The 21393-nt window shown below is 72.0% G+C and carries 21 protein-coding genes; 8 read left to right on the plus strand and 13 right to left on the minus strand.

All coding sequences use genetic code 11. The features are described 5' to 3' along the window. Positions 1-4 precede the first annotated feature (4 nt). Positions 5-1876: a serine/threonine-protein kinase gene (locus AB5J73_RS02700; RefSeq protein WP_370967765.1), complete on the minus strand. Its 1872-nt coding sequence runs from the start codon at positions 1874-1876 to the stop codon at positions 5-7. After that, positions 1873-2667 (minus strand): hypothetical protein, encoded by a 795-nt coding sequence (locus AB5J73_RS02705; protein WP_370967768.1) that lies wholly within the window; start codon positions 2665-2667, stop codon positions 1873-1875. Before AB5J73_RS02705 ends, AB5J73_RS02700 begins: the two co-directional genes overlap by 4 nt. Positions 2668-2842: 175 nt before the next feature. On the opposite strand from AB5J73_RS02705, the gene AB5J73_RS02710 reads away from it, so the two are divergent. The 5 genes from AB5J73_RS02710 (at position 2843) to AB5J73_RS02730 (ending at position 8685) form a co-directional block, all read left to right on the plus strand. Beyond that, positions 2843-3616, plus strand: a complete 774-nt coding sequence (locus tag AB5J73_RS02710; protein ID WP_370967770.1) for a hypothetical protein — start codon at positions 2843-2845, stop codon at positions 3614-3616. Between the two features lie 77 nt (positions 3617-3693). After that, complete coding sequence (locus AB5J73_RS02715; protein WP_370967772.1) at positions 3694-4470, plus strand: ArsR/SmtB family transcription factor; 777 nt, start codon at positions 3694-3696, stop codon at positions 4468-4470. 168 nt (positions 4471-4638) lie between these two features. Then, positions 4639-5838: an EfeM/EfeO family lipoprotein gene (locus AB5J73_RS02720; protein ID WP_370972885.1), complete on the plus strand. Its 1200-nt coding sequence runs from the start codon at positions 4639-4641 to the stop codon at positions 5836-5838. Continuing rightward, positions 5835-7031: a Dyp-type peroxidase gene (locus AB5J73_RS02725; RefSeq protein ID WP_370967774.1), complete on the plus strand. Its 1197-nt coding sequence runs from the start codon at positions 5835-5837 to the stop codon at positions 7029-7031. Before AB5J73_RS02720 ends, AB5J73_RS02725 begins: the two co-directional genes overlap by 4 nt. A gap of 31 nt (positions 7032-7062) precedes the next feature. Then, positions 7063-8685, plus strand: a complete 1623-nt coding sequence (locus AB5J73_RS02730; protein WP_370967776.1) for a phospholipase C — start codon at positions 7063-7065, stop codon at positions 8683-8685. A gap of 60 nt (positions 8686-8745) precedes the next feature. On the opposite strand, the gene AB5J73_RS02735 is transcribed toward AB5J73_RS02730, so the two are convergent. Genes AB5J73_RS02735 through AB5J73_RS02755 form a run of 5 tightly spaced genes read right to left on the minus strand, consistent with a single transcriptional unit; the run spans position 8746 to position 12733 of the window. Continuing rightward, positions 8746-9159 (minus strand): ATP-binding protein, encoded by a 414-nt coding sequence (locus AB5J73_RS02735; RefSeq protein WP_370967778.1) that lies wholly within the window; start codon positions 9157-9159, stop codon positions 8746-8748. Between the two features lie 32 nt (positions 9160-9191). Continuing rightward, entirely contained in the window at positions 9192-9548 is a 357-nt protein-coding gene (locus AB5J73_RS02740) for an STAS domain-containing protein (protein ID WP_370967780.1), read from the minus strand. 34 nt (positions 9549-9582) lie between these two features. Beyond that, positions 9583-10023 carry a response regulator gene (locus AB5J73_RS02745; RefSeq protein WP_370967782.1) on the minus strand — a complete coding sequence of 147 codons (441 nt, stop codon included), beginning with the start codon at positions 10021-10023 and terminating at the stop codon, positions 9583-9585. Then, positions 10020-11540, minus strand: coding sequence for an ATP-binding protein (locus tag AB5J73_RS02750; protein WP_370967784.1), 1521 nt, complete (start codon positions 11538-11540; stop codon positions 10020-10022). The genes AB5J73_RS02745 and AB5J73_RS02750 overlap by 4 nt, the downstream gene beginning before the upstream one ends. Next, positions 11537-12733, minus strand: a complete 1197-nt coding sequence (locus AB5J73_RS02755) for a PP2C family protein-serine/threonine phosphatase (protein WP_370967786.1) — start codon at positions 12731-12733, stop codon at positions 11537-11539. Before AB5J73_RS02755 ends, AB5J73_RS02750 begins: the two co-directional genes overlap by 4 nt. Positions 12734-12929: 196 nt before the next feature. Between AB5J73_RS02755 and AB5J73_RS02760 the strand changes: the two genes are divergently transcribed. Further along, entirely contained in the window at positions 12930-13280 is a 351-nt protein-coding gene (locus AB5J73_RS02760; protein ID WP_370967788.1) for a hypothetical protein, read from the plus strand. A 74-nt stretch (positions 13281-13354) separates the two neighbouring features. On the opposite strand, the gene AB5J73_RS02765 is transcribed toward AB5J73_RS02760, so the two are convergent. The 5 genes from AB5J73_RS02765 to AB5J73_RS02785 all read right to left on the minus strand — a co-directional run bounded on the left by AB5J73_RS02765 (position 13355) and on the right by AB5J73_RS02785 (position 18696). Then, positions 13355-14572: an RNA polymerase sigma factor gene (locus AB5J73_RS02765; protein ID WP_370972888.1), complete on the minus strand. Its 1218-nt coding sequence runs from the start codon at positions 14570-14572 to the stop codon at positions 13355-13357. Continuing rightward, positions 14569-14907, minus strand: coding sequence for a YciI family protein (locus tag AB5J73_RS02770; protein WP_370967790.1), 339 nt, complete (start codon positions 14905-14907; stop codon positions 14569-14571). The genes AB5J73_RS02765 and AB5J73_RS02770 overlap by 4 nt, the downstream gene beginning before the upstream one ends. Positions 14908-14970: 63 nt before the next feature. After that, on the minus strand, positions 14971-16308 hold the full coding sequence (locus AB5J73_RS02775) for a DUF2252 family protein (RefSeq protein ID WP_370967792.1): 1338 nt from the start codon (positions 16306-16308) through the stop codon (positions 14971-14973). Positions 16309-16342: 34 nt separating this feature from the next. Next, positions 16343-17398 carry a DUF6801 domain-containing protein gene (locus tag AB5J73_RS02780; protein ID WP_370967794.1) on the minus strand — a complete coding sequence of 352 codons (1056 nt, stop codon included), beginning with the start codon at positions 17396-17398 and terminating at the stop codon, positions 16343-16345. A 65-nt stretch (positions 17399-17463) separates the two neighbouring features. Further along, positions 17464-18696, minus strand: coding sequence for a DUF6801 domain-containing protein (locus tag AB5J73_RS02785; protein ID WP_370967796.1), 1233 nt, complete (start codon positions 18694-18696; stop codon positions 17464-17466). A 320-nt stretch (positions 18697-19016) separates the two neighbouring features. Between AB5J73_RS02785 and AB5J73_RS02790 the strand changes: the two genes are divergently transcribed. Both AB5J73_RS02790 and AB5J73_RS02795 read left to right on the plus strand, forming a co-directional pair. Continuing rightward, complete coding sequence (locus AB5J73_RS02790) at positions 19017-19580, plus strand: hypothetical protein (protein WP_370967798.1); 564 nt, start codon at positions 19017-19019, stop codon at positions 19578-19580. Further along, on the plus strand, positions 19577-20767 hold the full coding sequence (locus AB5J73_RS02795) for a lipase family protein (protein ID WP_370967800.1): 1191 nt from the start codon (positions 19577-19579) through the stop codon (positions 20765-20767). The genes AB5J73_RS02790 and AB5J73_RS02795 overlap by 4 nt, the downstream gene beginning before the upstream one ends. On the opposite strand, the gene AB5J73_RS02800 is transcribed toward AB5J73_RS02795, so the two are convergent. Then, complete coding sequence (locus AB5J73_RS02800; RefSeq protein WP_370967802.1) at positions 20768-21364, minus strand: hypothetical protein; 597 nt, start codon at positions 21362-21364, stop codon at positions 20768-20770. It lies immediately after the preceding gene. Positions 21365-21393 lie beyond the last annotated feature (29 nt).

Below are 21393 nucleotides of genomic sequence, written 5' to 3' on the forward strand. Positions count from 1 at the left end.
CTGGTCAGGCCGCCGACGGCCGGACCGGCCTCGCTGTGGACGCCCGGCGCCGCGCCGCCGCGACGACCAGCCCGGCCGCGAGCGCCCCCGCCACCGCGCACCCGGCGCCGAACCCCGGCGACGGCTCGTGCAGGCGCAGCACCGAAACGCACAGCCACACCGCCGCGCCGAACAGGATGCCGAGCACCGGGCCGCCGACCGACGCGCCGCGCCAGCGGTGGCCGTTGCGGATCGTGCGCAGCCCGGATTCGAGGTAGGCGAGCGCGAACAACGCCAGGATGAGGCTGCCCGCGCCCATCGCGCTGGCCAGCGGGTGCTGGCTGGTGAGGAGCGTGAAGGTCTGCGTGATCGGGCCGGTCCGGACGGTCGCGGTGACCGCGCCGCCGACGATCCACCGCGCGATCCCGGGCAGGGTGAGTTCCGCGGTGAAGCCGTTCCCCTCGGGTTTCGCGTCGGTCTCGGCCGACCCGAGCGGAATCCCGGCCGCGGACAGGTCGATCGCGACCGGCCCGGGGTTGCCGGGACCGCTGAAGATGAGCGGTTTGCTGAGGTCCACCTCGACCGGAGCCGAAACGGAGGTCCCCCCGAGGTTCAGCGTCGGCGACGCCGAATGCGGCAGCCGTCCGGGGTTGAGCAGGGCGAGAACGACCAGCGCGAGGGCGGCGAGCCCCGCGCCGACGCGCAGCCACACGACCGTCGCCTGGAGACCACTCGCCGGATCGGCGGTTTGGCCGGGCGCACCGCCGGTCAGGTTCGGGTCGAGCTGGGCACGAGTCGCGGCCAGGGTGGGGTTCGGGCCGCCGGGACGGGGGCCGGACCGGTTCCGGGCGGGGTCCGCCCCCGGCACACCAAGCCCGGCCGCGCGTGCGCCGGGTCCACCGGCCCCGGCCATGCCGTGCCCGCCCGCACCAGCCGCGCCAAGCCCACCGGCACCCGCGCCGAGGCCGGCTGCCGGCGGAGTCGGGCCGGTCGGCGAGTTCAACCCCGCGATCACCCTCGGCGGCAGGTGCAGCACCGGTACCCCGGACCGCTCCAGCCAGCCCGGGCCGTACACCGCCGTCGCCGCCGCTGCGAGATCGGCCGCGAACGACTCCGCCTCGCGGTACCGCGCATCCAGCTCGCGGGCCAGGCTTCGCATCACCACCCCGGCGATCGGCATCGGCACACCCGCGATCGGCGCCGGGTCGGTGAACATGTGCTGGCGCATCATGCTGATCGCGCCGCGGGTGTTGTCGAACGGCAGGCGGCCCGACAGCAGCTCGTAGAGCACCGTTCCCGCCGCGTAGACGTCCGCCGCCGGGCTCAGGGCGTTGCCCATCGCCTGCTCGGGCGCGATGTACGCCGGGGTGCCGAGGATCTCGCCGCCGTGGGTCACCAGCGTCGCGCCCTCGCTGATCACGCGCGCGATGCCGAAGTCGGCCACCTTCACCACGCCCTGCGTGCTGAAGAGCAGGTTCCGCGGCTTGACGTCGAGGTGCAGCACGCCGGCCCGGTGCGCCGCGTGCAGGCCGGCCAGCATCGCCAGGCCGATCGCGCACGCCTGCTCGCCGCTCACGCCGTCGCCGTGGAAGCGGCTGTGGACCGTGCCGCCGTCCAAGCGCTCCATCACCAGCAGGTGCTCGCGGCCGGTGCGGACGTAGTCGTACACCGGGACGATGTGCGGGTGGTCCAGGCTCGCCAGCACCCGCGCCTCGCGGTCGAAGAGCTCGCTGCTCGCCGCGTGGTTGAGGATGTCCCACGGCAGCTGCTTGATCGCGACGCTGCGGCCGAGCGTCCGGTGCACGCCCGCGAACACCACGCCCATGCCGCCTTCGCCGATCTCCGCCCCGATGTCGTACTGCGGCAGGGCGGCGATCAGCTCGGCCGGTGCGCTCATCGGGTGAATTCCTGCGTGGACGGCAGCGGCAGCCGGACCGTGGCGCCGTCTTCGGCGGGCGTGACCGCCGGGGGCGCCGGGTGCGGGGTCAGGTAGCCGAGCAGGAACGCGATCGCCGCGGCGCCCAGCACCACCGGGATCTCGATCGCCGGCTCCGGCGGGACGAGCCGCAGCACCGACAGGCTGATCACCGCGACCAGGCCGGTGCCGAACCCGGCGGGCAGGAAGCGCAGGCCGCGGCGCCAGCGGTTGGGCGCCAGCCGGTGGCGGGCCAGCGCGAGCAGCGCGGCCGCCCAGGCGAGCACCGTCAGGACAAGCATCGCCAGACCGAAGACGCCGTACACCGACCAGACGGAGCCGCGGACGTCGGCGACCGTCGTCGCCTCGCCGAGCGTGGCGCGCTGCGCGTCGAGCAGCTCCACCGACGAGGGCAGCAGCCCGGTCGCCTGCCCGCTGAGGTCACCGAGGTCCAGCACGAACGTCCGGGTCGCCGAGCCGCGGGACGGCACCTCGAACGGCGCCGTCGTGTCGTAGGCGAAGAACGTGAGCGCGAGGGCGACCCCCGACAGCCGCACGCTGCGGACCTTCACCGGCGCGGTGCCGGTGTTGGTGGCCACGACCTTCAGCTCCACCTGGCCCGCCGGGTCGATCGGGACGGTGGCGTCCTCGATCGGCCGCTGGTCGATCGACACCTGCACCTCGAGCGAGCCGGAATCGGCCGACGCGGCCGGCGCGCCGAGCACCACCGCGCACAAACCCAACGCAACCCCCGCCGCGATGACACGTCCCATTGGGCATCCCCTACTTGCGTTATCCGACTGGTCCGGAATGCTACAGCGAGCACACACCGGGGAGGGACGTCCGATGCGATTCGTGGTTCGGCTGTTTTTGGGCGCCGTGGCCGGAACGTTGCTCTTGCTCACGTTCGCGGGCAACGCCGATGCACAAGTTCCGCCATCGGTTGGTTTGAAACCGTCGAGTGGCCCCGCGGGCAGTTCCTTCACCATTTCCTGGAACGGTTTCCCGGCCTGCCGGACCATCAATTTCTTCTGGGCGGGCACCACGCTCGGCTCGAAGGTGGCGCCGGCGACCAGCGGGCAGTTCCCGGCCGCCGTCCCCGCCGCCGCGAAGCCGGGCTCGTACACGGTGACCGCGACCTGCACGAGCCAGAAGCAGACCGCCAGCGGGACCTTCGTCGTCACCGGGGTCACCACCACCACGCCACCGCCGCCGGTGACGACCACCCCGCCGCCGCCCGTGACCACGCGGCCGACCCGGCCGGGCACCACCACGACCCCGCCGGTCACGACCAGCACCACTCCGCCGTCCACCACGACCACCCCGCCGACGACCACCCCGCCGCCCAGCACGCCCGGCACCCCCACCACGTCCAGCACCGAGCCCAAGCCGGGTGAACTGGTGCTCGACCGGCCGAGCATCCAGCCCGGGGAGTCGCTCGCCGCCTCCGGGCGGGGCTGTCAGCCCGGCCGGGTGGTGACGCTGACCTCCGACGGCGCCGAGGTCGGTTCGGCCTACACCGACAGCTCCGGCGCGTTCACCGCGCCCGTCGAGTTCACCCGGATCGAGGCCGGGCGGCACACCGTCGTCGCCGAGTGCGGGGTGCGGCTGACCGGGGCCGTCGACCAGGTCGTCACCCGCTCCTCCGGCGGGCAGACCGGCACGCTGGTCGTCCTCGTGTTCTTCGTCCTCGCCGGCGTCACGGTGATCCGCTTCCGGTGATCCCCGGTTGACAGGCAACCGCGCGGCTGCCTATCGTGAAAAGGCAGCCAAACGGCTGCCTTTTGGAGGAAGGCGCGATGGACGAGGTCTTCAAAGCGCTGGCCGACCCCAGCCGCCGCCGGCTGCTGGACGTGCTCAACGAGCGCAACGGCCAGACCCTGCGCGAACTGTGCGCGGGGCTGGCGATGGCCCGCCAGTCGGTGAGCAAGCACCTGGCCGTGCTCGAGGCGGCCGGGCTGGTCACGACCACCCGGCGCGGCCGGGAAAAGCTGCACTACCTCGACGCCGCGCCGATCAACGCGATCGCCGACCGCTGGATGACCCGCTACGACCGCAGGCGGGCCGGCGCGCTGGCCGACCTCAAACGAGCACTGGAGTCCGCACCGATGAACGAATTCGCTTACACGACCTACATCAACACGACGCCGGAGAAGCTCTGGCAAGCGCTTACCGACCCGACCTTCACCCGCCAGTACTGGGGTGTTTCCTTCGAAACCGACTGGAAAAAGGGGTCGCCGATGACCTGGACCGAAAGCGGTGCGAAAACCGCGGACCCGGAACAGGTCGTCCTCGAATCGGATCCGTACCGCAGGCTGTCCTACACCTGGCACACCTTCACGGCGGAATGGGCGAACGGAAACGGCATCGACGGGGAAACGCTTTCGAAACTGCAGGCGGAAAGCCGCACGAAGGTCACGTTCACCCTCGAACCGCACGGGGAAATGGTGAAGCTGACGGTGCTGCACGACGGTTTCGACGACGACAGCACGACGCTGGCGATGTGCAGCCAGGGCTGGCCCGCGCTGCTCTCCAGCCTGAAGACGCTGCTGGAGACCGGCGTCCCCCTTCCGTGATCCCGGCCAATCGGTCGTTCCTCCTGAACGCGACACATCTGGCACAGGAAAAAGTCTGAATCCTCCCCCTTTCGTGGGCGGCAGGCTGAAGTCCGGGTGAATTCCCTCCGATCGACGCCATCCGATGCGGTTTCGCGGGCGTTAGGCTCGCATAATCCGTGACCGGTGATGGTCCGATCGAGTGACGGGAGAGTGCGCGTGCCGGGGTCAGTACGTGCTCGCTGGATCGTGGCGGCGGTCGTGCTCGCCGTCGTGGCGGGCGCCGCCGTGGTGTTCTGGCCCCGCGGCGCGGCCGCCGGGGACCCGGAGATCGCGGTTTCGCGCTCGACGTGCGGCACCGGCTGGTCGGCGCCGAAGCCGGGGCCGCAGACCTTCCGCCTGCACAACACCGGCTCGGTGACCGCCGAGGTCGACCTGATCGACCCGGCGACCGGCGTGATCTACGGCGAGGTCGAGGGCCTCGGCCCGGACACCACGCGGCCGCTGCAGGTCAACCTCGGCAACGGCAGCTACGCGTTCCGCTGCCTGCCCGAGGACGCGGGCGCGATCGTCGGGCCCGCCGTGCGGGTCAGCGGCGGGGCCGAGCGGACCGGGCCGGGCGTCGCGCCGGTGACGCACAACGACCTGCTCGGCCCGCTCAAGGCCTACCAGCAGCACGTCGCGACCGGGCTCGGCGAGCTGGTCGCGAACACCGGCGCGCTGAAGGACGCCGTCCACGGCGGCGACCGCGCGGCGAGCGAGGCGGCCTGGCTGACCGCGCACCTGACCTACGAACGCCTCGGCGCCGCCTACGACGCGTTCGGCGACTCCGACGGCGCCCTCAACGGCACCGCCGACGGCCTGCCCGCCGGCCCGGCCGACGCCGGGTTCACCGGCTTCCACCGGCTGGAGCGGGGCCTGTGGCACGGCGAGGACCTGGGCGCGCTCGCCGCCGTCGCCGACCGGCTGGACACCGACGCCCGCGCGCTGCAGGCGTCCTTCGGCGACAGCCAGGTCGACGGCAACGACCTCGGGCTGCGTGCGCACGAGATCATGGAGAACACGCTGCAGTTCGAACTCACCGGCCGCACCGACTACGGCAGCGGCACCAACCTGGCCACGGCCCGCGCCAACCTCGACGGCACGCGCGCGGTGCTCGACGTCCTCCGCCCGCTGCTCACCCCGCGCTACCCCGATCTGTCCAAACTGGACAGCTGGCTGACGCGCACGCAGGCCGCTTTGGACGCCGCGCACCGCCCGGACGGCAGCTGGCCGCCGCTGACGCAGCTTTCCCTCCGGCAGCGGCAAAAGCTGAACGCCGACGTCGGCGAGCTGACCGAACTGCTGGCCCCGATCGCCGCGATCGCCGAGCCGAGGAGGGTCTCGTGACCGGCCTGCCTCGCCGCTCGTTCCTGCGCCGGGCCGCGATGGGCGCCGGTCTGACCGTCGCCGCCGGGGCCGGGCTCGGCGCCTCCTCCGCCATCGACAGCGCGGCGCCCGTTCCCTTCCACGGCAGGAACCAGGCCGCCATCCTGCGGAACCCGCCGACGCAGACGATCGTCGCGTCCTTCGACGTCGTCGCGGAGTCGAAGGCCGAGCTGACCGACCTCTTCCGCGCGATCACCGACCGGGCCCGGTTCCTCACCACCGGCGGCGCTCCCGCCGCGCTCGGCATCAGCGCGCCACCGGCGGACTCCGGGGTGCTCGGACCCGTCGTGCCCGGCGGCGACCTCGGCGTGGTCCTCGGGGCCGGTGCGTCGCTCTTCGACGACCGGTACGGCCTGGCGAAGCTCAAGCCGGCCAAGCTCAAGCCGATGACGACGTTCCCGAACGACGCCCTCGACCCCACGCAGTGCCACGGCGACCTCAGCCTGACGCTGTCGGCGAACACCACCGACACCGTGCTGCACGCGCTGCGCGACATCGCCCGCGCGACCCGCGGCGGCATGCAGCCGCGCTGGCGGATCACCGGCTTCAGCTCCCCGCCGCGCCCGGCCGGGACCCCGCGCAACCTGATGGGGTTCAAGGACGGCACCGCCAACCCGACCGGGTCCGAAGTGGACAGTCTGGTGTGGACGACCGGCGCCGGCGAACCCGCGTGGACCGCCGGCGGCAGCTACCAGGTGGTCCGGCTGATCCGGATGCTGGTGGAGTTCTGGGACCGGGTTTCGCTGGCCGAGCAGGAGAACATGTTCGGTCGCCGCCGCGACACCGGCGCCCCGCTCGACGGCACCGAGGAGACCGACGTCCCCCGCTACGCCGACGACCCGATCGGCACGGTGATCCCGCTGACCAGCCACATCCGCAAGGCCAACCCGCGCACGCCGGAGACCGACGCGAGCCGGATCCTGCGGCGCGCGGTCAACTACGACCGGGGCGTCGACAGCAACGGCAACCTCGACATGGGCCTGGTCTTCGTCTGCTACCAGCAGGACCTGGAGCGCCAGTTCGAGGCGGTCCAGACGCGGCTGGCCGACGAACCCCTGACCGACTACATCTCCCCGTTCGGCGGCGGCTACTTCTTCGCGCTGCCGGGCGTCACCGGCCCGGACGACCACTTCGGCCGCTCGCTGCTCGCCTGAACCGCGAACCCACCACGAAAGGAAATCCACTGTGGACAAGAGGACCCGCCGGCGACGGCGCGGCCTGCTCGGCGCCGGGGCGCTCGCCTCGGTGGCCACGCTGGCCATCGTCACCGGCTCCGCGGCGAGCACCGCGGACGCCCAGCCGCTGAACCTGTTCCCCGCGCACTGGATCCCCACGTCGACGCCGATCAAGCACGTCGTGGTCATCTTCGGCGAGAACATCTCGTTCGACCACTACTTCGGCACCTACCCGAACGCGGCGAACACGGACGGCACCCCGTTCACCGCCGCCCACGGCACGCCGAAGGTCAACGGCCTCGACAAGAAGCTGCTGACCGACAACCCGAACGCGTACAACCCGAAACGGCTCACGCACGAGCAGGCGCTGACCTGCGACCAGAACCACAACTACGGCGCCGAGCAGGCCGCCTTCAACGGCGGCAAGATGGACAAGTTCGTCGAGAAGACCGAGACGGACAAGTGCACCGGCCAGCCGGTGCTGTTCGGCGAGCCCGGCCTGGTGATGGACTACTACGACGGCAACACCGTCACCGGCATGTGGAACTACGCCCAGAACTACGCGCTGAACGACAACTCGTTCGACACGAACTTCGGGCCGTCGACGCCGGGGGCGCTGAACCTGATCTCGGGCAACACCCACGGCGTCCAGGCGGTCGACCCGGTCACGCACGAGCCGGTCAGCGACGCGTACGCGGTGCAGTCGCCGGACGCGAACGGCGTCGGCACGATGATCAACGACCCGGACCCGGCGTGGGACGACTGCTCGGGCAAGAACCACACGAGCAAGGACAACCTGGCCACGATGCACGGCCGGAACATCGGTGACCTGCTCAACCAGCGCCACGTCACGTGGGGCTGGTTCCAGGGCGGCTTCCGCCCGACCGGCACGGCCAACGGGTACGCGGTGTGCGGCCGGACCCACACGAACGTCGGCGGCAACGCGGTCGTCGACTACAGCCCGCACCACGAGCCGTTCCAGTACTACCCGTCGACGGCGAACCCGAAGCACCTCCCGCCGTCCTCGGTGCAGGCCATCGGCCAGACCGACCGCGCGAACCACCAGTACGACGTCTCGGACTTCGACGACGCGCTCAAGGCCGGCTCGATGCCCGCGGTGAGCTTCCTGAAGGCCCCGGAGTACCAGGACGGCCACGCGGGCTACTCGGACCCGCTGGACGAACAGCAGTTCGTGGTCAGTGAGATCACCAAGATCCAGCAGTCCCCGGACTGGAAGTCGACGGCGATCGTGCTGGCCTACGACGACTCGGACGGCTGGTACGACCACGTGGCGTCGAAGGTGATCAACGGCTCGCAGGACGCTTCGCAGGACCAGGCGGTCTGCACGGGCAAGCCGGCGGTACTGGGCGGCTACGCGGACCGCTGCGGCTACGGCCCGCGGCTGCCGCTGCTGGTGGTTTCGCCGTACAGCAAGGTCAACCACGTCGACCACACCCTGACGGACCAGACGTCGGTGCTGAAGTTCATCGAGGACAACTGGTTCACCGGCCGGATCGGCGACTCGTCGTTCGACGCGCGGGCCGGGTCGCTGACCGGGATGTTCGACTTCTGGTGGCCGCGGGCGAAGAAGGTCACCCTCGACCCGAAGACCGGAGCTGTCGCCCACAGCTAGCCCGAGCACCCCAATGTGGCGTTCGGTGCGTCAGACGCACCGAACGCCACATTGGGTGCGTCAGCCGACGGGGTCGAGGTCCCAGGACAGGGTGACCACGGTCCCGCCGTCGCCGGAGGAGATGTCCGCGTGGTCGGCGCTCGCGCGCAGCAGGAGCAGGCCGCGGCCGCGCGGGGAGACCGGGCGGGGGTCGACCACCGGGGTGCGCCACTGGCCGTGGTCGGCGATCACCACTTCGATCCGGTCCGCGTGCGCCCTCGCGTCCAGGTCGACCACCCCGGAGCCCGCGCCGTCGTAGGCGTGGTCGGCCACGTTCGCCAGCGCTTCGTAGGCGGCCAGCACGATGTCGCGTGCCCGGGCCTCGTCGACGCCCGCCGCCAGCACCCACGCCATCAGGTCGTGGCGGAGCCGCCGCAGCGCTTCGGGGACCGCTTCGACGCCGTGGCAGCGGAACGACCCGGCGGGTTCGTGCATCGGGGCTCGCCCTTCTTCCGTGCCGGGGGCCGTCACTCGAGTGCTTCGTCGATCGTCGGGTGGACGCTGATCCACGTGTCGAGACCGGTGGTCTTGAGCGGGCCGGACGTCACCGGGGAGTCGCTGACCACCCGCAGCGCGTGCTCGGCCAGCCGCCGGTGCGCCGAGGCGAGCACCTGCAGGCCCGCCGAGCAGAAGAACGTCACCGACCGCAGGTCGACCACCAGCGTCTCCGGCTCGTCGGCCAGCACCACGGCCACGACGTCCTCGAACTCCGGCGCGCTGACCAGATCGATCTCCCCCGCCACGCCCAGCACCGCGGCGCGGCCCCGCCAATCGAGCGTGACCGCCAGTTCGGTGGCGGGAAGATCCCGTGATGAAGAGCCCACGGCCCCTTATCGTGCCCCACTCCCCGGCAAACGGCTACCGGTGCGGGAGCTGGACGACCGTGACCCAGAAGTCGTCGATCTTCCGGACCACCTCGATGAACTTCTCGAAGTCGACCGGCTTGGTGACGTAGGCGTTGGCGTGCAGCTCGTAGCTGCGCACGATGTCCTCCTCCGCTTCGGACGTGGTCAGCACGACCACGGGGATCGTGCGCAACCCCGGGTCCCGCTTGATCTCGCCGAGCAGCTCCCGGCCGTCCTTGCGGGGCAGGTTGAGGTCGAGCAGGATCAGCCCGGGCCGCGGCGCCGCCCGGAACCGCCCTTCGCGGTTGAGGAACTCGAGCGCCTCCACCCCGTCGCTGGCCACGTGCAGCGCGTTGCGGATCTTGTGGTGCTCGAACGCTTCCCGCGTCATCAGCACGTCGCCGGGGTCGTCCTCGACGAGCAGGATGTCGATCGGAGCAGGCGCCTGCGTCATACTTCCCCATCGTCCTCTCGCGCCGGCAAGGTGAAGCGGAACGTCGTGTCCGCGGCCGCGGTGTCGAGCCAGATCCGGCCGCCGTGGTACTCGACGATCCGGCGGCACAGGGCGAGCCCGATGCCCGTCCCCGGGTAAGCGGACCGCGTGTGGAGGCGCTGGAACAGCGCGAACACCCGTTCGGCGTATTCCGCGTCGATGCCGATCCCGTTGTCCGACACCGAAAACACCCAGTCGTCGCCGTCGCGCTCCGCGGTGACCCGCACTTCCGGCGGGGTTTCGCCCTTGAACTTCAGCGCGTTGCCGATCAGGTTCTGGAACACCGCCGTCATCAGCGCCGGCTCGACGCGCACCTCGGGGAGGTCGACGTGGGCGACCTTGCCGCCGCTCAGGGAGAGCGCGACCTCCAGGTTCGCCAGCGCGTCGTCGACCAGCCGGTCCACACCCACCAGCACGTGCTCGCCCGGTTTCCGGCCGACCCGCGAAAACGCCAGCAGGTCGTTGATCAGGACCTGCATCCGCTTCGCGCCGTCGACGGCGAACTCGATGTACTGCTCGCCGCGCTCGTCGAGCAGGCCCTGGTAGCGCCGCTGGAGCAGCTGGCAGAAGCTGGCCACCTTCCGCAGCGGTTCCTGCAGGTCGTGCGAAGCGACGTAGGCGAACTGCTCCAGGTCGGCGTTGGACCGCTCCAGCTCGCGCGTCCGCCGGTCGAGCATGGCGTGCGCGCGCTCCAGCTCGGCGACCTCGTCGAGGATGCGCTGCCGCATGGCTTCGACGTCGGCGCCGAGCTGCGCGATCTCCCGCGGCCCGCTGCCGTGCACCGGGCGGTGGACGTCCTGGTCGGCGACCTGCCGGACCTCGCCGGCCAGCTCGAGGATCGGCCGGGTGATGATCCGCCGCAGGCCGAGGGAGAGCACCGCGAACAGCACCACGAGCAGCACGGCGATGGCGACGAGCATCGCGGTCAGCAGGTTCGCCGCGGCGTCGAGCTGGCTGCGGCCGGCGTCGCGGACCGCGGCGAGGTGGCCGAGCTGCGTGTCGAGCGCCGCGCGCACCGCGTTGAACTGCTCGCGGCCGCGCTCGACCTGCGCCGGGGTCACCGGCGGTGCGCCCGGCGCGATGGTCGGCGCGGCCGTGGCCTGCCACGTCGTGGCCGCGCGCAGCACGGTTTCGAGGTCGTCGCCGAGCTCGGTGCCCGGGACCGCGCCGGACTCCCGCAGCTGGCTCACGGCGTCGGCCTGCGCCCGGACGCCGTCGGTGTAGGGCGCGAGGAAGTCCGGCTGCCGCCCGAGCTGGTAGCCGCGGACGCCGGTTTCCTGGTTCAGCAGCGCGGTGGACAGCTGGAGGGCGCTGAGCCGCTGCGGGCCGATCACGTCGAGCAGGCGGTTGCGGGCGTCGGTCAGGTTGTTCAGCGCGATCCCGCCGCCGATCAGCGCGGCGAGGAGCAACGCGGTCTCCGTGACGGCGAGCAGGGTCAGCCAGCGGCTGATGGACCAGCCACGTGCTTCGGCGGTCATCGGGTCGGCTCCCCGGGTTCGTGGCTGAGCAGGGCGAGGGCGACGTCGTCGTCGAGCGGGCCGGCGTTGAACCGCTCGGCGCGGGCGATCAGCTCGTCGAGCAGGTCCGTGCCGTCGAGCCCGCCGCGGTGCCGGATGTCGAGCACGAGCTCGGCCATCCGCTCGTGGCCCAGCCGCTCGGACCCGGCGCCGACGCGGCCTTCGAAGACGCCATCGGTGTAGAGCAGCAGCGACCACCCGGGCTCCAGCGGGACCTCGAGGGCCTCCCACTTCGCGCCCTCGACGATGCCGAGCGGGACGCCGACGCGGCCGCCGGAGAGCAGGTGCCCGTCGCCGGGGGTGAGCAGCAGCGGCGGCAGGTGGCCGGCCAGCGACAGGCGCAGGGATCTCCGGTCCGGCGCGACGACGACCATGCAGACGGTGGCGAACAGCGGCTCGATCCGCTCGTGCACCAGCACCCGCTCGACCATGCTCAGCACGTCGGCCATCGGCAGGCCGGCCATCACGAGCGAGCGCCACGCGATCCGCAGCGCGACGCCGAGCGCGGCTTCGTCCGGGCCGTGGCCGCAGACGTCGCCGATCATCACGTGCACGGTGCCGTCGGCGAGCTCGATCGCGTCGTAGAAGTCGCCGCCCAGCAGGGAGCCGTTGCGGCCCGGGCGGTAGCGGGTGGCGAGGTCGAGGTGCGGGTCGCGCAGCAGCGGGACGGGCAGCAGGCCGCGTTCCAGCCGCGCGTTCTCCCGCGCGAGCAGCTGCTGCTGGAGGAACTGCTGCTCGACCTGCTCGGCGCGCTTGCGCTCGCGGGCGAAGCGCAGCGCCTTCACCAGCAGCGGCCCGTCCACCTGGTCCTTGACGAGGTAGTCCTGCGCGCCGGCGGCGACCGCGGCGACGCCGGTGGCCTGGTCGTGCCCGCCGGTCAGGACGACGATCGCGACGCCGGGCGCGTGCTGGCCGAGCTTCGTCAGCCCGCTGAGGCCCATCGCGTCCGGCAGCTGCAGGTCGAGCACGACGCAGTCGGCGGTGAGCGGGCCGGTGAGCGCGGCGGCGAGCGTTTCGACGCGTTCGAGCGAGAACGGCACGGCCGTGTCCGCCAGCATCTCCTCGACCAGCAGCGCGTCGCCGTCGTCGTCCTCGACCAGCAGCACCCGCAGGCGGGTGCCGGGATCCCACGATGAGTCGTGCGCGGCGGTCACCGGCTTCTCCCGTTCGGCTGCCCTCGGCCAGCACATCCAGACGATCAACCCTAGCGGCACCGGCGGCGGCCGCCTACGGCCGCGGAACCGGTCTCACCGGGGTAGCGCTTTATAGCACCCCGACGTGACACCTGGCGGGTAACAGTTCGGTTCACGGCCGTGCCGGATCCGGGTGTTCCCGGCCTAGGCTCCGGCCATGCCCGCGCCCCGCGCCGCTTTCGCCTGGTGGGGTGCGACGGCGTGCTGGTTCCTCGGCTCGCTGCTCGGCGGGCGCCGGACACCCGTGGATTCGGCCGTCCCGCCGCCGGTCGCCGTACTCGCGTACGTCCTTTGCGCCGGGCTCTGGGCGCTGCTGGTGTACGGCGTGTACCGCGGGGTCAAGGGGACCCGGACGGCGCTGGCGGTCGTCGGCGCGCTCGGCATCGTCGACCTGGTGGTGCAGCTGGTCGGCGACGTCGTGACGCGCAGCTTCGGGCACGGCGCGTTCTTCCTGGCCGCGCTGGTCCTTTCGGGCGCGGGGTTCGTGCTGCTGTTCAGGTCCCGCTGAGCTGAAGGGGACTTTCCGGCGATGTGCTGAGAGGAAAGTCCCCCTCAGCGCGTCAGATGCGAGCAACGTCCCCTTCAGCTGAGGCGCGCGGCGAGGAACTCCTGCTCGACGGCGTTGTCGCTGAGGTCGAGGGCGGCCCGGTAGGCCTCGGCCGCCTCGGCGTCGCGGCCGAGGCGGCGCAGCAGGTCCGCCTTGGTGGCGGGCAGGTAGCGGTAGCCGGCCAGCCTGCCGCCGGCCTCCAGCCGGGCGACCTCGGCGAGCGCCGCCGCCGGACCGTCCACCATGGACAGCGCCACCGCGCGGTTGAGCGCCACCACCGGGGACGGCCACAGGCCCAGCAGCACGTCGTAGAGGGTCAGGATCTGCGGCCAGTCCGTCTCGGCGTAGCTCGGCGCCTGCGCGTGCAGCGCGGCGATCGCGGCCTGGACGCTGAACCGCCCGGGCGGGCCGGTCTTCAGCGCTTCGACGACGAGTCGGTCGGCCTCGGCGATCAGCGCGGTGTCCCAGCGGGCGCGGTCCTGGTCCGCCAGCCGCAGCAGCCGCCCGGCGGTGTCGGTCCGGGTCACGCGGCGGGCCTGGTGGACCAGCAGCAGCGCCAGCAGCCCGGCGACCTCGGTGTCGGCGGGCAGCAGGGCGCGCAGCATCCGCGCCAGGTCGAGGGCCCGCGCGGTCAGCTCGTCGCGGACCAGGTCGGCCCCGGTGGACGCGGTGTGCCCGGCCGAGAAGAGCAGGTGGACGACGGTCAGCACGACCGACACGCGGGCGGGCAGGTCGGCGGCGGCCGGGACGGCGTACGGGATGCTCGCGGCCGCGATCTTCTTCTTCGCCCGCGTGATCCGGGCGGCCATGGTCGGCTCCGGCACGAGGAAGGCGTGCGCGATGTCGGCGGTCGCGACCCCGCACACCAGGCGCAGCGTCAGCGCGATCTGGGCTTCCTGCGCGAGCGCCGGGTGGCAGCAGGTGAACACGAGCCGGAGCCGGTCGTCCGGGATCGGCCCGGCGGGCTCCGGCGGGCCGGCGGCCTCGGGCTCGACCAGCAGCGGCAGCTTGCGCCGCAGGACCTCCCGGTGCCGGACGCCGTTGAGCGCGACCCGGCGGGCGACCGTGGTCAGCCACGCGCCGGGCCGGTCCGGGACGCCGTCGCGCGCCCAGCGCTCCAGCGCCCGCAGGTACGCGTCCTGGACGGCTTCTTCGGCCTCGTCGAGGTCGCGGGTGACCCGCACCGTCGCGGCGAGCACGTAGGCCCACTCGCGGCGGTGCGCCTCGGCGACGGCGTCCGCGGCGGAGGTCAGTCCGGCACCACCTGGAAGTCGATCAGCGGCCGGACCTCGACGCCGCCCTCGACGACCGGGGTCAGCTTCGCGCAGGCGAGCGCGTGGTCGAGGTCGCGGGCTTCGAGCAGGTAAACCCCGGCCAGCACCTCCTTGGTCTCCACGAACGGCCCGTCGGTGACGAGGTCGCCGCGGATTGCGGTGGCGGTCTCGTTGGGCCGCAGCGCCAGGCCGGCGGTCACCTTCCCGCCCAGTTCGCCGATCCGGTCCGGCAGTCCCAGGTGCCGGTCCATGATCTCCTTCGGCAGGTCTTCGGCGGGCACCCGCTCGTAGATCAGCACCGCGTACTGCGCCATGTCCGTTCCTCTCGTCGTGGTCCTTTCCTACCCCGTCACGCGAGAGGCGGCGAAATCGACAACTCAGAACAACGGACGTCCGGAGTTCTTCGCGGCGACGTACGCCTGCCAGTCGGTGGTGGCCTGGTCGGCGTAGCTCGTCGCGAAGGCCCGGGTCTCGGCCTGCAGCCCGGGCACCGACGCGATCGCGCCGTCGATGGCCGCGTCCGCCGAGTAAGCGAGTCCGGTGCCGGGAATGTCCTGGTCGGCGCGGGAGTGCGCGGCGGCGAGCAGACGGCCGACGTCGCGCACGGTGTCGTCCCAGATCGCTGACGACGTCAGGTCGCCGATTTCCAGGTCTTCGGCGAACGGCGACTTCTCCTTCACCAGCACCGGGGTGCTCCCGACGCTCGCCCAGCCGGCCAGCGAGTCGGACTGGTTCGCGAGCCACCGCAGCGCCAGCGCCGGGCGCTGCCCGCCGGTCAGCGTCGTGGCGTTCGGCGCGAGCTGCTTCGGGCCTGGGTCGACCGCCTGCTTGAGCTCCAGGATCCGGTCGTCGGACGCCGAGGTCGTGTCGCCCTCGACGAGCACGTACCAGCGGAACCGGCCGAGGCTGCCGGTGCCCGCGCCGGTCCGCCGCCGCACGTCCTTCACGACGGCTTCGGACGCCTTGAGCGGCTTGCCCGCCGTGGTCCGGTAGGCGGCGACGGCGTCGGCGACCTGCGTGCGGGTCGTCGCGGACACGGTCTGCAGCTCGGGGTCGGCCTTGAAGTGGCCGCCGGTGGTCCACTTCGCGACGAGGTCGGCCCGCTTGTCCGCCGCGGCGGCATCGATCAGGTCGCTGACGAGGTCGGAGGTGCTGCCCGCGGTCAGCCGCCAGCTCGCTTCTTCGCCGGTCCCGTGGAACTTCCCGATCCACTGGGCGTATTCGGCGACGAACGTGTCGACGTCGGTCGCGATCTGGCTCGCACTGCGGCCGTCCTCGCGCCCGGCGAGCACGATCGAAACGGCTTCGCGGCGCAGCTCCCACGTCCACGAACCGCGCCAGGCGTCGTCGGTGTCGGTGAGCGCGAACTGCTCTTCGTTGTCGGCCCCGCGGTCGGCGCCGGTGTTCTCGAGGTGGGCGTCGCCGGTCAGCCAGACGTCGCCGCCCGCGGTGGCGTACGCGGACGGCGGCAGCTCCCCGAGATCCCGGTAGTACAGCGGCGAAGTCCCGCGGAAGAACGCCCACGCGCCCGACGCGAGCGTCTGCGTCCGCAGCGCCAGCTCGTCGTCGGTCGCGCCGGCGTTCAGCACGTGCAGCGCGTGGTCGCGGTCGTACACCACCGCGACCGGGTCCCGGGCGAGCCCGGCCGCCTCCCCGGGCGCGGCGGTGGCGAGCAGCGTGACCACGACCAGGGTCCCCACAGTGGTTCGGCGCATCCGACCACAGTTACCGGGTCGAGGTGAACCCCGGTCAGCGCGCGGCCAAAGTGACGGCGAACGTGTTGCCGTCACTTTGGACCAGCGAACTCAGGTACGCCGTGAACGTCCCGCAGCCGGTCAGCGCCGGGATCGCGTAGCTGCCGGCCAGTGGACCGCCGGCAGCCAGGGTGAACCCGGTACCGGTGCGCAGGTCGACCGGGATCGCCGCACCCGCCCGGCAACCCGCGTCGGCGACCGGCAAGCCGAAGAGCGTCACCTGCGGGAGTGTCAGAGCCAGCCGGGAATGCGCCACGAAGCCGTCGCCTGCCACCTCGCCGGTCTGCGGGCCGTCCGGGCTGAACTGCAGGTCGGCCGTCCCGGGCACGAACCCGAAGACCTTGAACTCCGCCCGCGTCCGGTCGAACGCCGGCGTGAACCCGGTGAACGAGCCGGTGAGCGGCGCGACCGCGCCCAGCGCCTTCACCGTCGTCGTGCCGGTGACCCGGTAGTCGCGCGAAGCCGGGCTGCCGAGGTCGAAGCTCAGCAGCACCGGGTCCTGGCCGGCGTCGAGCGTGCAGTCCGAGGTGAACGAGCCGAGCCCGGTGAACGAGCCGTCGGCCTTCTTCGGCGTCAGGCGGGTGCTGAAGCCGCCGATGGTCAGCGCCGTCTTGCCCGCGTTCGGCAGCTGCACCGGCGGGACCGAGCCCGCCGCCGCCGTGGTGAACGGCCCCGACGCCGGGACCGCCGTCTTCGCCACCGTCAGCGGCAGGGCGAGCGGCAGCGTCAGCGGGCCGTTGGTCAGCGTCACCCCTGCGGACGCCGTCCCTTCGATGCTCGCCGCGCCGACCAGGGCCAGGCCGCGGGTGGACTTGTCGGGCACGGTCACCGAGACCGCGAGGTCCGACGTGGTGAACGTGCCGCCGGGCGCGGACGGCACGTCGAACGACGCCTTGATCTCGACGTCCAGCTTCTGCAGCCCGATCAACGGGAACGGGCAGGTGTAGCTCAGCTTCTTGGTGATCGGCGTCGACGCGTGCGCGGGCACGGCCGCGAGCGGCAGCACCAGGCAGGCGAGGGCCGCCGCGAGCGTCGACCGGGCGTTCGGCACGGGATTTCCCTTCGAGGGCATGGCACCGGCCCCCGCCGCGGCGCGACGGGGGCCGGTAGTCCGGGTCACTTCTTGGCGAGCACCAGGTCCAGCGAGTTGCCGTCGCTCTTGGCGAACGCGCTGATGTAGTCGTTGAACGCACCGCAGTTCTGCAGCGCCGACAGCGAGTAGGTGCCCGACAGCTTGCCGCCCTTGAGCAGGTCGAAGTCGGGACCGGTGGTCATCTCGCTGGTCGAGGGGGTGACCGTGCCGCACTTCGGGTCGCTGCTGATCGGGAAGCCGAACAGGTTCACCTGCGTGAGGAACGTGTCGAACTTGATGTGCGCCTTGAAGCCGGTGCCCACGAGCTCACCGGTCTGCGGGCCGTTCTGCACGACCTTGACGTCCGAGCTGCCCGGCAGGAAGCCGAGGAGCTTGAAGTCGGTGTGCGTCGGGTCCAGCGCCAGGTTGCCGACGAACGTCTTGGCCGACAGGTTCACGTCGGCGTCGAACGAGCCCTTGATCGGCGCGGTGCTGCCGAGGGACTTCAGCGCGGTCTGGCCGGTGATGCCGAAGGAGTACTTGATGCCACCGCCCGGCGGGGTCGTGGTGGGCGGGGTGGTCACCGGCGGCGTGGTGGTCGGGGGTGTCGTCACCGGCGGCGTGGTGGTGGGCGGGGTGGTCGTCCCGCCACCGTTGATGGTGATGGTGATGGTGGCCAGGGTGTTGTTCTGGCCGGCGTCCTGGGTGCAGGGCGCGTCGATGGTGCCGTCCGGCGTGATGCCGGTGACCGAGCCGTCCGCCTTGCGCGGGGTGACCTTGAGCTGCAGGTCGCCCACGGTGATCTTCGCCTGGCCGGGCTGGGTGAACGTCAGCGACGGCGTCTTGCCCGACGCGTTGATGTTCAGCTCACCGGAAGCCGGGATGTTCGTCTTGTCCAGCGTGATCGGGACGTTCACCGGCAGGTTGAGGCTCGGCGCGGCGACGGTCGCGGCCGCCGTCGCGGTGCCCTCGATCGTCGTGGCACCGATCAGGCTGAGGCCGGCGACGGTGTCCGCGTTGATCGTGGACACGGCCTTGATGTCGAAGGCGCCGGTCGGCTGGCCGGTGTTGACGGTGGTCGGCAGATCGGTGTTGATCACCACCTTCAACGACTGCGAACCCACCAGCGGGAGGGTGCAGTGGTAGTTCAGCGTCAGCGAGATCGGGTCGGCGGCGCTGGTCTGCGCCCCGACGAGGAGAGCGGTGGCGACGAGCCCCACCGCGCCCGCGGCCGCGGCGGCCGCGACCGTCTTCTTCTTGCCTCTTGGGTGAGTCACGATGGTCCTTCCGTGTATCAACAGTGATACGAAACGGCGCGCGTTTTCCCCGTAAATCGCTACCGGAGAGTAAGCTAACGAGCGCGGATGGCGCCGATCAAGAGCTTTACCGGAAAACGTCGCGACGCACCGGCAAATTGTCACACCGGCACGCCATCACGCACGAGTTCCTAGCAGCCCGGGGAAGGTTTCCCCAGCACAGCGCGGTCGCCGAACCGCTGACGCGCGTGACAACTCCCCGGCGCGGAATGTTGACGCACGTGCCAACCGGTCATTCTCTCCTTGCTCGCGCACAACCGCGCCGCGTAGCTTCGAAACCCATGAAAAGAATGCACAGCGCGGTGCTCGCAATGGCGGCGACCGCACTTCTGTCGTGCGCTGCCTGTGGCTCCGACGCCCCCGCCGACCCCGGCCGCCACGCCGACCCGGCGGCACTCGCCTGGGTCGACAAGGTGTGCACCGGGGTGGCCGCGGGTTCGGCGAAGCTGGCCCAGCCGCCCGCCGTCGACAACGCCGACCCGGTGAAGACCCGGGACGCGATGGTCGACTTCCTGGGCAGGCTCGGCTCCGCCCTCGACGACATGGCGGGCGGCATCCACGGGGCCGGCGTCCCGCCCGTCCCGGATGGACAGTCCGCAGTGGACAAAGCCACCGGCAACCTCACCGCGACCAAGACCAAGGTCGGTGAGACGAAGACCAAGATGGAGCAGGCGAAGGTCACCGACGACGCCAGCCTGCGGCAGGTCATCGCCGACGCCGACGCCACCATGGGGCAGCTCGCCGACCCGGAGGGCCCGATCAAGGACCTCAAGGCGAACCCGGAACTGGACCTGGCGTTCAGCGAGTCCGCGACCTGCAAGCGCGTCTACGGGAGCGGCGCGTGACCGCCCGCCGCGTGCTCGCCGCGCTGGTGGCGCTGGTCTTCGCGACGGCGCTCGCCCCCGCGGCTTCGGCGGCGCCCGCGGCCGGGACCGGCCCGTTCGATGACTCGTTCTACACGCCGCCGTCCCCGCTGCCCGCGGGCAAGCCGGGCGACGTGCTCCGCTGGCGGCCGTCGAACGCGGGCCCGCGCAAGGCATCCGTCGACGCGTGGCAGGTGATGTACCTGTCGACCGACGCGCTCGGGCGGCCCGACGCGGTCACCGGCACCGTGCTGGTGCCGAAGACCGCGAACCTGGCCACCGCCCCGATCGTCTCGTTCGACCCGGGCACGCACGGGCCCGCGTTCGCCTGCACGCCGTCGAAGATGATCGACATCGGCGCGTTCTACGAACAGCCCGGCCTCGACGACCTGCTCGACGCGGGGTACGCCGTGTCGGTCCCGGACTACGAGGGCTACCAGAGCACGCCGAAGACGACCTACGTCGTGGGCCGCTCCGAAGGCCCGGCGGTGATCGACGGGGTCCGCGCGGCCCAGCGGCTCACCGCGGCCGGGCTGTCTTCGACGTCGAAGGTGGTGTTCCGCGGCTACTCCCAGGGCGGCGGCGCCGCGGCGTGGGCCGGGGAGCTGCAGCCGACGTACGCGCCGGAGCTGAACCTCGTCGGGATCGCGGCCGGCGGCGTGCCCGCCGACCTGGTCCAGGTGACGCTGCAGCTGGACGGCAAGTTCGGGTTCGGCGTGTTCGCCTACGCACTGGCCGGGCTCGACCAGGCCTACCCCGAACTGCAGCTCGACTCGTTCCTCAGCGACAACGGCCGCGCGAAGCTCGCCGAAATGAAGCAGAGCGCGTGCACGTTCGAGCTGCTCACGACGTACGCGAACCAGAAGATCGCGGACTACACGACCGGCCCGGGCTACATCAAGCCCGCGTGGGTGGCCCGGCTGAACGAGAACAAGCTCGGCGGCACCCCGCCGAAGGTGCCGGTGTTCCAGTACCACGGCACCGGCGACCAGCTGGTGCAGTTCGCGCAGGCCGACGCGCTGCACAAGGCGTACTGCGCGGCCGGTGTCCAGGAGACGTGGCAGACCTACGACACCGACCACATCACGCTGGTCTACACCGGCAACGCCGACGTCCTGGCCTTCGTCAAGGACCGGATCGCCGGGAAACCGGCGAGCTCGAACTGCTGATCAGCGGTTCCGCCCGCCGTGCGGGCGCTGCTGCCACGAGCTGATCACCGAGCTGACGTACTCGCGCCACTGGTCCTGCGGCGGCGTCGACGACGCCGTCGCGGGGCCCGCGGGCTTGCGGCCCGCGACGGCGGGCGCGCTCGTCGGCCGGACCGGGGAGTCGTGCACCTCCGCGGTGAGCGGGGGCGGCGCCGCGGACGCGCTCATCGTTTCCACCGCCTCGCTGGAGGTCGGCGGCGGGACGGTGGCGGAGGCACCGGGCGGCGGCACGGCCGTCCCGCCGACCTGGTGCGGCTGGAGCAGCACGACGGCGGCCAGCCCGAGCGCGACCACGCCGCCCGCGGCGAGGATGAACGGCTTCGTCCGGCGTGAGGTGTCGGCCGGCGGCGCCTCCTGCGGGCGCTCGTCGCCGGGCTCCGGCGCCGCCAGTTCGGCGTCGAGGATGGCGAGCGGATCGGGCTTGGGCTCCGGTTCGGGCGCGGGTTCCGCGGCGAGCTTCGCGTCGAGTTCACCGCGGATCACCAGCGGCCTCGTCTGCGAGAGGTTCACCAGTTCGGCGACCGAGGGCAGCTCGCTCCCCTCGCCCTTGCGTGCCATCGAAAGACCTCCACCCTGTCGGCGTCACC

This window comes from Amycolatopsis sp. cg9 (assembly GCF_041346945.1).
Taxonomy (GTDB): domain Bacteria; phylum Actinomycetota; class Actinomycetes; order Mycobacteriales; family Pseudonocardiaceae; genus Amycolatopsis.